11 protein-coding genes are annotated in these 13677 nt (G+C 60.5%); 5 read left to right on the forward strand and 6 right to left on the reverse strand.

Features of this window, described 5'->3' with window-relative positions:
* Positions 1-21 precede the first annotated feature (21 nt).
* The 3 genes from glpK to glpD all read left to right on the forward strand — a co-directional run bounded on the left by glpK (position 22) and on the right by glpD (position 4211).
* Positions 22-1527 carry a glycerol kinase GlpK gene (gene glpK, locus AB4O16_RS10890; RefSeq protein WP_460157710.1) on the forward strand — a complete coding sequence of 502 codons (1506 nt, stop codon included), beginning with the start codon at positions 22-24 and terminating at the stop codon, positions 1525-1527.
* A 95-nt stretch (positions 1528-1622) separates the two neighbouring features.
* Entirely contained in the window at positions 1623-2378 is a 756-nt protein-coding gene (locus tag AB4O16_RS10895) for a DeoR/GlpR family transcriptional regulator (protein WP_007971301.1), read from the forward strand.
* A 294-nt stretch (positions 2379-2672) separates the two neighbouring features.
* The gene (gene glpD / locus AB4O16_RS10900; RefSeq protein WP_460157711.1) at positions 2673-4211 is read left to right on the forward strand and encodes a glycerol-3-phosphate dehydrogenase; all 1539 of its coding nucleotides are present in this window, start codon (positions 2673-2675) and stop codon (positions 4209-4211) included.
* A gap of 67 nt (positions 4212-4278) precedes the next feature.
* On the opposite strand, the gene AB4O16_RS10905 is transcribed toward glpD, so the two are convergent.
* From AB4O16_RS10905 to AB4O16_RS10915, 3 genes are all read right to left on the reverse strand, one after another.
* Positions 4279-5385, reverse strand: coding sequence for an NADH:flavin oxidoreductase/NADH oxidase (locus AB4O16_RS10905; RefSeq protein WP_160387034.1), 1107 nt, complete (start codon positions 5383-5385; stop codon positions 4279-4281).
* Positions 5386-5567: 182 nt separating this feature from the next.
* Positions 5568-7277, reverse strand: coding sequence for a single-stranded-DNA-specific exonuclease RecJ (gene recJ, locus AB4O16_RS10910; RefSeq protein ID WP_160387033.1), 1710 nt, complete (start codon positions 7275-7277; stop codon positions 5568-5570).
* A gap of 66 nt (positions 7278-7343) precedes the next feature.
* On the reverse strand, positions 7344-7886 hold the full coding sequence (locus AB4O16_RS10915) for a YaeQ family protein (protein ID WP_160387032.1): 543 nt from the start codon (positions 7884-7886) through the stop codon (positions 7344-7346).
* Positions 7887-8033: 147 nt separating this feature from the next.
* Here AB4O16_RS10915 and AB4O16_RS10920 point away from each other — a divergent pair, with 147 nt between their 5' ends.
* On the forward strand, positions 8034-9233 hold the full coding sequence (locus AB4O16_RS10920) for a CaiB/BaiF CoA transferase family protein (RefSeq protein WP_160387031.1): 1200 nt from the start codon (positions 8034-8036) through the stop codon (positions 9231-9233).
* Positions 9187-10155, forward strand: a complete 969-nt coding sequence (locus AB4O16_RS10925) for a TIGR02285 family protein (RefSeq protein WP_460157712.1) — start codon at positions 9187-9189, stop codon at positions 10153-10155. The genes AB4O16_RS10920 and AB4O16_RS10925 overlap by 47 nt, the downstream gene beginning before the upstream one ends.
* 170 nt (positions 10156-10325) lie before the next feature.
* On the opposite strand, the gene AB4O16_RS10930 is transcribed toward AB4O16_RS10925, so the two are convergent.
* The 3 genes from AB4O16_RS10930 to thrC all read right to left on the reverse strand — a co-directional run bounded on the left by AB4O16_RS10930 (position 10326) and on the right by thrC (position 13659).
* Entirely contained in the window at positions 10326-10613 is a 288-nt protein-coding gene (locus tag AB4O16_RS10930; RefSeq protein ID WP_160387029.1) for a DUF3509 domain-containing protein, read from the reverse strand.
* 161 nt (positions 10614-10774) lie between these two features.
* Entirely contained in the window at positions 10775-12130 is a 1356-nt protein-coding gene (locus AB4O16_RS10935; RefSeq protein WP_460157713.1) for a transporter substrate-binding domain-containing protein, read from the reverse strand.
* Positions 12131-12249: 119 nt separating this feature from the next.
* Positions 12250-13659 (reverse strand): threonine synthase, encoded by a 1410-nt coding sequence (thrC, locus tag AB4O16_RS10940; protein ID WP_460157714.1) that lies wholly within the window; start codon positions 13657-13659, stop codon positions 12250-12252.
* Between the last annotated feature and the right edge of the window lie 18 nt (positions 13660-13677).

Raw genomic sequence — 13677 nt, forward strand, 5'->3', positions numbered from 1 at the left:
ATTTCGTCCAAGGCAATCGACATGACCGACACAAAGAATAAGAACTACATCATTGCCCTCGATCAGGGTACGACCAGCTCCCGCGCGATCATTTTCGACCGCGACGCGAACGTGGTCTGCACCGCCCAACGGGAGTTCGCACAGCATTACCCGCAAGCCGGCTGGGTCGAGCATGACCCGATGGAGATCTTCGCCACCCAGAGCGCGGTGATGGTCGAGGCCCTGGCGCAAGCCGGCCTGCATCACGACCAGGTGGCGGCCATCGGCATCACCAACCAGCGTGAAACCACCGTGGTCTGGGACAAGAACACCGGCCGCCCGATCTACAACGCCATCGTCTGGCAATGCCGGCGCAGCACCGAGATCTGCCAGCAGCTCAAGCGCGATGGCCACGAGCAATACATCAGCGACACCACCGGCCTGGTCACCGACCCGTATTTCTCCGGCACCAAGCTCAAGTGGATTCTCGACAACGTCGAAGGCAGCCGCGAACGCGCGCGCAATGGCGAGCTGCTGTTCGGCACCGTCGACAGCTGGCTGATCTGGAAATTTACCGGCGGCAAGGTGCATGTCACCGACTACACCAACGCTTCGCGCACCATGCTCTTCAACATCCACACCCTGGAATGGGACGCGAAGATGCTGGAGGTGCTGGACATCCCGCGCGAGATGCTTCCCGAAGTCAAATCGTCCTCGGAAATTTATGGCCGTACCAAAAGCGGCATCGCCATTGGCGGCATCGCTGGCGACCAGCAAGCCGCCCTGTTCGGCCAGATGTGCGTCGAGCCAGGCCAGGCGAAAAACACCTACGGCACTGGTTGCTTCCTGTTGATGAACACCGGCGACAAAGCCGTGAAGTCCCAACACGGCATGCTCACCACCATCGCCTGCGGCCCACGTGGCGAAGTGGCCTACGCGCTGGAAGGCGCGGTGTTCAACGGCGGTTCTACCGTGCAGTGGCTGCGTGACGAGCTGAAGATCATCAACGACGCCCACGATACCGAATACTTTGCCAACAAGGTCAAGGACAGCAACGGTGTGTACCTGGTGCCGGCGTTCACCGGTCTTGGCGCTCCCTACTGGGACCCGTACGCCCGTGGCGCCTTGTTCGGCCTGACCCGCGGCGTACGCGTGGACCACATCATCCGTGCCGCGCTGGAGTCGATTGCCTACCAGACCCGCGACGTGCTGGACGCCATGCAGCAGGACTCCGGCGAACGTCTCAAGGCGTTGCGCGTGGACGGTGGTGCCGTGGCCAACAATTTCCTCATGCAGTTCCAGGCCGACATCCTCGGCACCCAGGTCGAGCGTCCGCAAATGCGCGAAACCACGGCACTCGGCGCGGCTTACCTGGCAGGCTTGGCCTGTGGCTTCTGGGGCAGCCTGGAAGAGCTGCGTGGCAAGGCTGTGATCGAGCGCCAGTTCGAGCCGACGCTGGATGAAACGGCAAAGGAAAAACTCTACGCCGGCTGGAAAAAAGCGGTCAGCCGCACCCGCGACTGGGCGGTTGAAGACGAGGCTGAATAAGCCAACACGCTGGCTCGTATCTGTATGTAACTGGTCGGGAGCAGATTCCTGCGGCATCATGGGCAAATTTTGCACGGCAGCCCAAAGGACGCCCCATGAATCTGCCTCCCCGTCAGCAGCAAATCCTCGAGCTGGTTCGCGAACGCGGCTATGTCAGCATCGAGGAAATGGCCACGTTGTTCGTCGTTACCCCGCAGACCATCCGCCGCGACATCAATCAGCTCGCGGAAGCCAATTTGTTGCGCCGCTACCACGGCGGCGCGGCTTACGACTCCAGTGTTGAAAACACCGCCTACGCCATGCGCGCCGACCAGATGCGCGATGAGAAACAGCGTATCGGCGAAGCCATTGCCGCGCAGATTCCCGACCATGCCTCGTTGTTCATCAACATCGGCACGACCACCGAATCGATTGCCCGGGCACTGCTCAATCACAGTCATCTGAAGATCATCACCAACAACCTGCACGTTGCCTCCATGCTCAGCGCCAAGGACGACTTCGACGTGCTGCTGACCGGCGGCAACGTGCGCCGCGACGGCGGCGTGGTAGGCCAGGCCAGTGTCGACTTCATCAATCAGTTCAAGGTCGATTTCGCCCTGGTCGGCATCAGCGGCATCGATGAAGACGGCAGCCTGCTGGACTTCGACTATCAGGAAGTACGGGTATCCCAGGCGATCATCGCCAATGCCCGGCAAGTGATCCTCGCGGCCGACTCCAGCAAGTTCGGGCGCAACGCCATGATTCGCCTGGGGCCGATCAGCCTGGTCGATTGCCTGGTCACCGATCAGCAGCCTTCCCCGGCGCTGGCGCAGCTGTTGAACCAGCACAAGGTTCGGCTGGAGGTCGTTTAACGCCACCATCTCCAGTGCCTACACTGGCGCTATCGCGGGCAAGCCCGCTCCCACAGGTCCCGTGTGATCCTTGTGGGAGCGGGCTTGCCCGCGATAGCGATCGCACATACAACATCCCTCTTGCGCCATAACGCGCATCAAAATGTTCGTAAATTTTCCTTTGTCGGCCCTTCGATGAGTATTTTCAATCGAAGCTGACTGGCTGTGCGCGTCTTTATGGGCTAGTATTTTCGCAAATGAACATTAATGTTCGAATTCAAATACAGAACATCAAAGAATTCCGAGGCCGAGCCGATGCCCACTTCCACCTTGCCCACGCCCCCTCTCGCTGAGGTCTACGATATCGCCGTCATTGGCGGCGGGATCAATGGCGTGGGGATCGCAGCGGATGCCGCCGGCCGTGGTCTATCGGTGTTCCTTTGCGAAAAGGATGATCTGGCCAGCCATACCTCTTCGGCCAGCAGCAAGCTGATTCACGGCGGCCTGCGCTATCTCGAACATTACGAGTTTCGTCTGGTGCGTGAAGCGCTGGCTGAACGTGAAGTGCTGCTTGCCAAGGCCCCGCATATCGTCAAGCAAATGCGCTTCGTGCTGCCACACCGCCCGCACCTGCGCCCTGCGTGGATGATTCGCGCCGGCCTGTTCCTCTATGACAACCTGGGCAAGCGCGAGCAACTGCAAGGTTCGAAAAGCCTGAAGTTCGGCCCCGACAGCGCACTGAAAAGCGAGATCACCAAAGGCTTCGAATACTCCGATTGCTGGGTCGACGACGCACGCCTGGTGGTGCTGAACGCCATGGCCGCCCGGGAAAAAGGCGCTCACGTTCACACCCAGACCCGCTGCGTCAGCGCGCGTCGCACCAAGGGTCTGTGGCACCTGCATCTGGAACGCGCCGATGGCAGCCTGTTTTCGATCCGCGCCAAGGCATTGGTCAATGCGGCCGGACCATGGGTTGCGAAGTTCATTCGTGATGACCTGAAGATGGAATCGCCGTACGGCATCCGCCTGATCCAGGGCAGCCACCTGATCGTGCCGAAACTGTACGAAGGCGAACACGCGCATATCCTGCAAAACGAAGATCAGCGCATCGTGTTCACCATTCCGTACCTGAACCGCTTCACTCTGATCGGCACCACCGACCGCGAGTACACCGGCGATCCGGCAGCCGTTGCGATCACCGACGGCGAAACCGATTACCTGCTGAACGTGGTCAATGCCCATTTCAAAAAGCAGATCAGCCGCGACGATATCCTGCACAGCTATTCCGGTGTGCGCCCGCTGTGCAACGACGAGTCCGACAACCCGTCGGCCGTGACCCGCGATTACACCCTGGCGCTGTCTGGCGCGGGCGAAGAGGCGCCGTTGCTGTCGGTATTCGGTGGCAAGCTCACCACCTATCGCAAACTGGCCGAATCGGCGCTGGCGCAACTGGCACCGTACTTCAAGCACATCAAGCCGAGCTGGACCGCCAGCGCCACGTTGCCGGGCGGTGAGGACATGACCACCCCGCAAGCCCTGAGCTCGCGCATCCGCGACAAGTTCGACTGGGTACCGAGCGAGATCGCTCGCCGCTGGGCCACCACCTACGGCAGCCGCACCTGGCGCATGCTCGAAGGCGTACAGGACCTCGGCGATCTGGGCGAGCACATCGGCGGCGGTCTCTACACCCGTGAAGTCGACTATCTGTGCAGCGAAGAATGGGCAACCAGCGCCCATGACATCCTCTGGCGTCGCAGCAAGCTCGGCTTGTTCACCACGGTCGCCGAGCAGGACAAGCTCAAGGACTACCTGAACCAGGTCGAACAGAACCGCAGCAAGATCGAAGCGGCCTGATCGGCAACTGATACAAACAAAAGCCCCTGAATCGCGAGATTCAGGGGCTTTTTCGTATCGATGGATTTCAGTCGCGCAAATCCGATTCGTGTATGGGTTGCTCGCGGTGAGTCGCCCGCTGGTACTGCGCGGGCCACGCGGCCTTGTGCCCACCCAGGTCGTCATCGGCATGCAAGGCCCAGTACGGATCGCGCAACAACTCACGGGCCAGGAAGATGATGTCCGCCTGACAGGTGCGCAGGATGTGCTCGGCCTGGGCCGGCTCGGTGATCATGCCAACGGTGCCGGTGGCCATGCCCGATTCTTTGCGCACACGTTCGGCGAAGCGGGTCTGGTAACCGGGGCCTGTGGGAATCTCGGCATTCACCGCCGTCCCGCCCGACGAAACGTCGATCAGGTCCGCCCCCAGGTTTTTCAGACGACGCGCCAGCTCCACGGTTTCATCCGGGTTCCAGCCGTCTTCCACCCAGTCGGTGGCCGAGACCCGGACAAATACCGGCAATTCCTCAGGCCAGACCGCACGCACCGCTTCGGTGACCTGCAGCACCAGCCGAATGCGATTTTCGAACGAACCGCCATATTGATCGCGACGCTGATTGCTCAACGGCGACAGGAACTGATGCAGCAGGTAACCATGGGCGGCGTGCACTTCGACCACCTTGAAACCGGCGGTCAGTGAGCGCTTTGCCGCATCGACAAAGGCCTGGATCACCTGGGCGATCTCGCCTTCATCCAATTGTCTGGGTTGGGTGTGCTGCGGGTCGAACGCAATCGGCGAAGGTCCGACTGGCACCCAGCCGCCCTCGTCGGGTTTGACGCTGCCATGCTTGCCGAGCCAGGGCCGGTAGGTACTGGCCTTGCGCCCGGCATGGGCCAGTTGAATGCCAGCAACGGCCCCCTGGGCGGTGATGAAACGGGTGATGCGTTGCAGAGGTTCGATTTGCTCGTCATTCCACAGACCAAGGTCCTGAGCGGTGATACGCCCGTCGGCGGTCACCGCCGTGGCCTCGGTAAACACCAGCCCGGCGCCGCCGACAGCACGACTGCCGAGGTGGACCAGGTGCCAGTCATTGGCCAAGCCATCGGCACTGGAATACTGGCACATCGGCGATACCGCGATGCGGTTGGGCAGGGTCAGTTGGCGCAGGGTAAAGGGTTCAAGCAGCAGACTCATGGGGCACCTCTCGAATCAGTGGGCAGGCTCCAGGTTCTGTTTGAATAGTCGACGAGTGACAGGAAAAAGGTACAGCACCCGCCCCCGCGGGCAAAAAATTCGACAAGACGTCACAAGGCCAAAATCAAGCAGTGTTTAGAGCCTAGTCGACATCGGGGGATGTCGCCCTCACAGGTGTCGGATCAACGCGGTTCGATGTGGGCAATCATCAATTGAACCGTCTCATTGCCACGAAACTCGTTGAGGTCGAGTTTGTAGGCCAGCTCCACCCATTTGATGGTCGGATTCGGCCAGATATCGCGGTCGATCCCGAAGGCAATGCCGTCGAGCTTCACCGAACCACATTCGCTCTTCAGCACGACCTTGAGGTGCCGTTCGCCCACCACCCGCTGCTCGACCAACTGGAACACCCCATGAAACAACGGCTCAGGGAAGTGCTGCCCCCAAGGGCCGGCATGCCGCAGGGCGCGGGCCAGTTCCAGGTGGAACTCTTCCACCGCCAGGGTGCCGTCCGACAGCAGACGGCCAGTCAGGTCTTCTTCGCGCAGTTGCCGACGCACTTCAGCGTCAAAGGCTTCGGCGAACAAGGGGAAGTTCGCCTCCGGCAGCGTCAGCCCGGCCGCCATCGCGTGGCCGCCGTACTTGGTGATCAGATTCGGATGCTGCGCCGCCACCACGCTCAGGGCGTCGCGAATGTGAAAGCCCTGCACCGAACGTCCCGAGCCCTTGAGCAAGCCATCTCCGGCATCGGCAAAGGCGATGGTCGGGCGGAAATAGCGCTCTTTCATCCGCGACGCGAGGATACCGATGACGCCCTGATGCCACTCCGGATCGAACAGGCACAAGCCGAACGGCATCGACTCCACCGGCAAATCCTTGAGCTGGGCCAGCGCTTCACGCTGCATGCCCTGCTCGATGGATTTTCGATCCTGGTTCATACCGTCCAATTGAGCCGCCATTTCACGCGCCAGCCCCGCGTCTTCGGTCAGCAGGCATTCGATGCCCAGGCTCATGTCATCCAGGCGCCCTGCCGCGTTCAGGCGCGGACCGACGATGAAACCGAGGTCGGTGGAGGTGATGCGCGCATGGTCGCGCTTGGCTACTTCGAGGATCGCCTTGATCCCCGGCCGGGCACGTCCGGCGCGAATCCGTTCCAGGCCCTGATGCACCAGAATCCGGTTGTTGGCATCCAGCGGCACCACGTCGGCCACACTGCCAAGAGCCACCAGATCAAGCAGTTCGCCGATATTCGGCTGTGGCTTGCTTGTGTACCAGCCGAGCTCGCGCAACCGCGCACGCAAGGCCATCAATACGTAGAAAATCACCCCGACACCGGCCAGCGCCTTGCTCGGGAATTCGCAACCGGGCTGGTTCGGATTGACGATGGCATCGGCCAGCGGCAGTTCGTCACCCGGCAAGTGGTGGTCGGTGACCAGCACCTTGAGCCCGGCCTTTTTCGCCGCGGCCACGCCTTCAACGCTGGAGATGCCATTATCGACGGTAATCAGCAAATGCGGCTGTCGCTCCAGCGCAACGGCGACGATTTCCGGTGTCAGGCCGTAGCCGTAGTCGAAGCGGTTCGGCACCAGGTAATCGACATGTGCCGCCCCCAGCAAACGCAGACCCAGCGTGCCCACGGTGCTGGCCGTCGCGCCGTCGGCATCGAAGTCGCCAACGATCAGAATGCGCTGGCGCTGTTCGAGCGCAGTTACCAGCAGGTCAACCGCGGCGTCGATACCCTTGAGCTGCTGGAACGGAATCAACCGCGCCAGGCTCTTGTCCAGTTCTGCCTCGGATTGCACACCCCGCGCCGCGTACAGGCGGGTCAGCAGTGGCGGAATATCACCGAGGAATGGCAGGGTGTCGGGCAGCAGGCGGGGTTCGATGCGCATGGGGTGACGGGAGCTTCTCTTGAATACGTAGGATAAAACCGGGTGACACGCTAAAGCGGCAAAAAATCAGCCGCGTTCGCCGCTAAGCCACTGCAACTGGACTTCGTGCTGACCACGGTCGTCGGTGACGAAAATCGTCCCTTCGCTGATCATCACGTCCCACTTGATGACGCGCGGCATGTCTTTGGCCAGGGTTTCCAGGACTTCCTGCGGAACAGCCGCGATATGTACGTTTTTCAGATTCTTGATCGCCGGGATCACTTTGCCTTCCCATACACGCAGGCTGCCATAGGCCAGCAGGCTGGTGCGTTCAGTGCGGCGTGAACACCAGGTCAGGCGCTCGGCATCCGGCTGGCCGACTTCGATCCAGTGCAGGACGCGGTCATCCAGGCTTTTTTCCCACAAGGCTGGTTCATCCACTTCCGACAGACCACGGCCGAACGACAGCTGTTCGTTGTACCAGAGGGCGTAGGCCAGCAGGCGCACGGTCATGCGCTCTTCGGTTTCCGAAGGGTGACGGGCGATGGTCTGCTTCACGCTCTCATAGACGCTGCGGTCGAGGTCGGTGAGGTTCAGTTCAAACTTGTAGGTCGTGGACGGCTGGGCCATGAACGGGCTTCTTGATACGAGGAAAGGCGGCAAGTCTAACCGATGCGACGGGCAATCCACGAATTGAAGGTGATCAACCTGAAGCGCCTGACAGTCGGCTATGTTAAAACGCTGTATTCGCTCATCCCTTGTCCAGCAGGATCCCGCATGCCGTTCACCGCCAAACCGCTTTCCGGTCTGAAAGTCATCGAATTGGGTACCTTGATTGCCGGCCCGTTTGCCTCGCGCATTTGCGCTGAATTCGGGGCCGATGTGATCAAGATCGAATCCCCGGACGGCGGTGATCCGTTGCGCAAATGGCGCAAGTTGTATGAAGGCACTTCGTTGTGGTGGTTCGTCCAGGCCCGCAATAAAAAGTCCCTGACCCTCAACCTCAAGCACCCCGACGGCCTGGCGATCCTCAAACAACTGCTGGGTGAAGCCGACATCCTGATCGAGAACTTTCGTCCCGGCGTCCTGGAAAAACTCGGCCTGGGCTGGGATGTCCTGCACGCCTTGAACCCGAAACTGGTCATGGTGCGGCTGTCGGGATTCGGCCAGACCGGCCCGATGAAAGATCAGCCCGGCTTTGGTGCGGTCGGAGAATCCATGGGCGGCCTGCGTTATATCACTGGCTTCGAAGACCGGCCGCCCGTGCGCACCGGCATTTCCATCGGTGACTCGATTGCCGCGCTCTGGGGCGTGATCGGCGCGCTGATGGCCCTGCGTCATCGCGAGGTCAACGGCGGCCAGGGGCAAGTGGTGGACGTGGCCCTGTATGAAGCCATCTTCGCGATGATGGAAAGCATGGTTCCGGAGTTCGATGTGTTCGGCTTCATCCGCGAACGCACGGGCAATATCATGCCCGGCATTACCCCCTCCTCGATCCACACCAGTGCCGACGGCAAGCACGTACAGATCGGCGCCAATGGCGACGCCATTTTCAAACGCTTCATGCTGATCATTGGCCGGGAAGACCTGGCCAACGACCCACTGCTTGCCAGCAATGATGGCCGCGATGCCCGACGCGACGAGCTTTACGGCGTCATCGATCGCTGGGTCAACTCGTTGCCGCTGGACACCGTGCTGGCGCTGCTCAATCAGGCCGACGTGCCGGCCAGCCGGATCTTCAGTGCCGAGGACATGTTCAATGATCCTCAGTATCTGGCGCGGGAAATGTTCCTGCAGGCCAAGCTGCCGGACGGCAAAGACTTCAAGATGCCGGGGATTGTGCCGAAACTCTCAGAGACACCCGGTGAATGTGAATGGGTCGGGCCACAACTGGGCGAGCACAACGCACAGGTACTCCAGGAACTTGGCTATGACGCGTCGCAGATCGCACAGTTGCGCAAAGACGGAGCCATCTGATCTGAGGCGCCTGCCTGCAGGGGCGATCGGGTGCTGCCCGTCGCGCGGCGGCTGGCTGCTTTGCGTGCTGGCGACTTTGCTCCTGCTCCTTGAACCGGTCCCGTCAGCCTTGGCGCAAACCAGGGAAACCCTGATCTGGCTCAAGCGTGACCTGCCACCCCTGACGATTTTCGACGGACCGAAAAAGGGTCAGGGCGTTATCGATCAATTGCTCCCACTGTTGATTGCGGGCATGCCGCAATACCAGCACAGCGTGATGAGGGTCAATCGCGCGCGTGGGCTGCAAATGCTTCACGAGCCGGCCCTGGTCTGCGACGCGGCGCTGAACTGGAGCAAGGAGCGCGAACAGTGGATTGCCTTTTCCATCCCGGTCTTCCGGGCCATGAGCAATGGCCTGGCCGTGCGGCGCGTCGATCAGAAGGTGCTCGCCCCCTTTATCAAGGACGGCGAAGTGGACCTCGCGGAGTTGCTCGCCAGTGGCAGCGAAAAACTGGGGATTATTGCCGAGCGCAATTACGGCGAATACCTCGACGGGCTGCTCAAGCACGCGCCAGCCGACGTGCTCATGCCTCATTACGGCAACGACGCCTTGGGCAGCCTCCTGCAAATGCAGCGCCTTGGGCGTTTGCGCCTGCTGTTGGGCTATCGCCCGGAAATCCGCTACCAGGCTTCACAGCAAGGCATCGCCGAGGATGAACTGCAGTTCTATCCGATCCGTGGCACGGGTAAATACCTGTCCGGCTACATTGGTTGCACCAACACGCCGAGGGGCCACCAGGCCATCGTCGAAATCAACCGGGTGCTGCGCACCCTGCCCCGCGAACGCCTTGATGAGGCTTACGCCGCCTGGCTGGATCCCGAAAGCCGCAGCGATTACCTGAAAGACACCAAGGCGTTTTTCGACGATCTGGCACAGCCATGACAAATTCCGGGCAAAAAGAAACCCCGGGAAGTGGGGAGACGACCCGGGGTTAAACGTGGTCTACCTGGAGACCAGTAGCAGCAAGCTACAAGCACCGGAGCACAATGCTTGATCCTGCTGTTACAAAGTCTGACTGACCTGGCCGCAGGAAGGTTCCCACAGAAATCCGTTCAATTGCGGCTGGCCGGAAGCTTGTCCTGCGCCGCATTACGCAATGCCGCGATGACACATGGCTCAAGGCGCCCTTCAGCAATCAGCACGTCGCGATGCAAACCGTCGACCACATCCGTCAGCAGGCGCTTGTCATTCAACTGAGCCTGATTGAACTCGCGCTCGACCACGGTTGCGCCGATGGCATTCTTCAAGGTCACCCGGCATTCGCCACGAACGCCTGACGGGGTCAATGTGACCTGATACGGGCTCAGCGCCTCACCGAGCAACAAACTGATACTTTCCATCCCGATCACCACTCAATAGTCCGAAAACAATGTGCCTGGGGCATGCGTATAACAAATGACCACTGGCCCGAGAAGAAAGTTCTGGAGACTGACCACAGGCGAAGCTGCCGTGCAGTCAAGAGAGCATGCACGGCGAACATGACAGAGAAAAAACCCAACCATTACGTCTGTCGGGTACGTCGGGCAATGTCGGCCCAGCCTCCCAACAATCCTCGCAGCTCGCCATCCGCCGTGTAGAACGGCACGGTCCACTGGTAGATATCCCTGAGACCGTCCTTGAACAGCAATTGCCGCTCGAAGAAGCGCGTGCGGCGCGTACCCAGTTGCGCCATGAACTCGGCATGCAGCAGTTGCGCGGTTTGTCTGGGCATGACATCGACCTCGATCAACTGCCGCCCCTGCATACGGTCGAAACGGGTCGACAAGGCGTCCTCATAACTTTTGTTGCACATGATCAAACGCCCTTGCAGGTCACGTACAAACATCGGGTCCGGCATGGCATCCATCAGCGCATGCTGGAATGCGAGCTGGTCGCGCAGGCTTCTTTGCGCTTCGATCCGCTGCCTGACCACCACCGCCAGCCGCCGATTCCAGATCAGGGACAACAGGCCGAACAGGCTGAGCACAAACATGCCCCAGCAGACCCACGAGTCAATCAGCTGCCAGAAGCCTGGCGCTGGTGGCGTGGCAGTGCCACCGAACCACTTCAGGCGCAGGGTGCGCAGCTCCTGCTCGGGAAACGCCTCAAGTGCCTTGTTGAGGATACTCAGCAACAGCGGCTGGCCTTTGCGCACCGCCAGATAATCCGCATCCCATTTGTCCGGCACCGCAGCGCCGATCTGCAACCGGCCCGACGGTAAAAGCTGGGTGCCGATTTCGCTTTCGATGGTGGCATAGGCTTCGCCGCTTTCAACCCAGGCACGAGCTTCGGCGTAGGTCTTGACCGAACGCAATTCGATGGACGGATAATCGCGACGGATCATCGCTTCCAGCGCATGCCGGGCCGGCAGCACCAGTACCCGCTTCGCCAGCTCCTCCAGCGACTGCACCGGCGGTGCCTCGGCCTGTCCGACAAAGACCCATCCTGCACCACCGAACGCATGGCTGAAATCAAGAAACGCCCTGCGCTCGTCATTCATTGACAGTGTGGTGCTCAAATCCGCCGAGCCGCCTTCAAGGCTTGCCAGCATCTGATCGACGGAAAAAGACTCTACGTAATCGAACTGCAACCCCGTCATGTCACTGATGCGTTTGAGCAGCTCACTGTTCAGGCCCGTCCATTGACCATACTCATCCTTGAACTGGTACAACGGGTATTCCAGTGCCGCGACCACGACCCGTGGATGGCTGGCCACCCACTGCAACTCCTCATCATTGAGCACGACCATTGAACGTGCGACAGACTTCCCGCGTTCCTGAATCAATGCAGGACTCGCCCCTCCCCAGCCGACGATTCCCAGGGCGGCAAATAAAAACAGCCAGCGCGCGACTGGCTTGAACACACTTGTAAACCGCATTCCCACGTCCTTGGTGATTCACTCGCCCGTCCTTTCGCGGCGATAACACGACAAGTGTGCATGCAGAAATGAAAAAGCCCGTCAGGAGACGGGCTTCAAAATGTAACAGTACTGACCGGTTACAGCGGCTTGCCACGGTTGCCATGCTGGCTGACAAAGGCCTGTACGGCTTTCAACTCATTTGGCAATACGGTGCAACGTTCGTCTCGTTCAAACAAATCAGAAAGATGTACAGGCAGTTCGAGCGCTTTTCCTACACCGGCTTTTTCCACGGCGTCCGGGAATTTGACCGGGTGGGCGGTACCCAGGATCACCATTGGAATGTCCAGGCTACGGCGGCATTCACGCGCAGCTTTGACGCCGATGGCCGTGTGCGGATCCAGCACTTCGCCGGTCTGCTCGTAGACCTCGGCGATGGTTTCGCAGGTTTGCGCATCATCCACGGCCAGCGAATCGAACAGCTTGCGGGCTTCGGTCCAGCGCTCTTGCTCGACGCTGAAACCGCCGCCCTGCTTGAACGAATCCATCAGCCCGGCGATGGCCGCGCCGTTGCGACCGTGCAGGTCGAACAGCAGGCGTTCGAAGTTCGACGACACCATGATGTCCATGGACGGCGACAGCGTGGCGTGCAGGGTTTCCTTGACGTACTGGTTGCCGCTCATGAAGCGGTGCAGGATGTCGTTGCGGTTGGTGGCGACGATCAACTGGTTGATCGGCAGGCCCATGTTGCGCGCCAGGTAACCGGCGAAGATGTCGCCGAAGTTGCCGGTCGGCACCGAGAACGACACCGAACGCGCCGGGCCGCCCAGTTGCAGGGCTGCGTGGAAGTAGTAAACGATCTGGGCCATGATCCGCGCCCAGTTGATCGAGTTCACCGCCACCAGGCGCGTGCCCTTGAGGAAACCCTGGTCGGCGAAGCTGGCCTTGACCATTTCCTGGCAGTCATCGAAGTTGCCTTCGATGGCGATGTTGTGGATGTTCTCACCGAAGATGGTGGTCATCTGCCGACGCTGCACTTCGGACACGCGGTTGTGCGGGTGCAGGATGAAGATGTCGACGTTTTCGCAGTGCTTGCAGCCTTCGATGGCGGCCGAACCGGTATCACCGGAGGTGGCGCCGACGATCACCACGCGCTCCCCGCGCTTTTCCAGCACGTAGTCGAGCAGGCGACCGAGCAGTTGCAGGGCAAAGTCCTTGAACGCCAGGGTCGGGCCGTGGAACAGCTCCAGCACCCATTCGTTGCCGTTCAGCTGACGCAACGGCGCCACGGCGCTGTGGGCGAATACACCGTAGGTTTCTTCGAGGATCTTTTTGAAATCGGCGTCCGGAATGCTGCCGGTGACGAACGGGCGCATGACGCGAAAAGCCAGCTCGTGATACGGCAGGCCGGCCCATGATGCGATTTCTTCCTGGGTGAAACGTGGCAGGTTTTCCGGGACGTACAGACCGCCGTCGGTGGCAAGACCTGCCAGCAGGACGTCTTCGAAATTCAGGGCCGGTGCCTGGCCGCGGGTACTGATGTAGCGCATAGGGGCAAACCTTCGGTT

It is taken from the genome of Pseudomonas sp. S2_H10 (genome assembly GCF_054668285.1).

Bases quoted from the DNA above. Each gene is read 5' to 3' on its own strand.
- glpD (WP_460157711.1), top strand. From the start codon at position 2,673: ATGCCCACTTCCACCTTGCCCACGCCCCCTCTCGCTGAGGTCTACGAT.
- AB4O16_RS10895 (WP_007971301.1), top strand. From the start codon at position 1,623: ATGAATCTGCCTCCCCGTCAGCAGCAAATCCTCGAGCTGGTTCGCGAA.
- thrC (WP_460157714.1), bottom strand. From the start codon at position 13,659: ATGCGCTACATCAGTACCCGCGGCCAGGCACCGGCCCTGAATTTCGAA.
- recJ (WP_160387033.1), bottom strand. From the start codon at position 7,277: ATGCGCATCGAACCCCGCCTGCTGCCCGACACCCTGCCATTCCTCGGT.
- AB4O16_RS10930 (WP_160387029.1), bottom strand. From the start codon at position 10,613: ATGGAAAGTATCAGTTTGTTGCTCGGTGAGGCGCTGAGCCCGTATCAG.
- AB4O16_RS10920 (WP_160387031.1), top strand. From the start codon at position 8,034: ATGCCGTTCACCGCCAAACCGCTTTCCGGTCTGAAAGTCATCGAATTG.
- AB4O16_RS10925 (WP_460157712.1), top strand. From the start codon at position 9,187: ATGACGCGTCGCAGATCGCACAGTTGCGCAAAGACGGAGCCATCTGAT.
- glpK (WP_460157710.1), top strand. From the start codon at position 22: ATGACCGACACAAAGAATAAGAACTACATCATTGCCCTCGATCAGGGT.
- AB4O16_RS10905 (WP_160387034.1), bottom strand. From the start codon at position 5,385: ATGAGTCTGCTGCTTGAACCCTTTACCCTGCGCCAACTGACCCTGCCC.
- AB4O16_RS10915 (WP_160387032.1), bottom strand. From the start codon at position 7,886: ATGGCCCAGCCGTCCACGACCTACAAGTTTGAACTGAACCTCACCGAC.
- AB4O16_RS10935 (WP_460157713.1), bottom strand. From the start codon at position 12,130: ATGCGGTTTACAAGTGTGTTCAAGCCAGTCGCGCGCTGGCTGTTTTTA.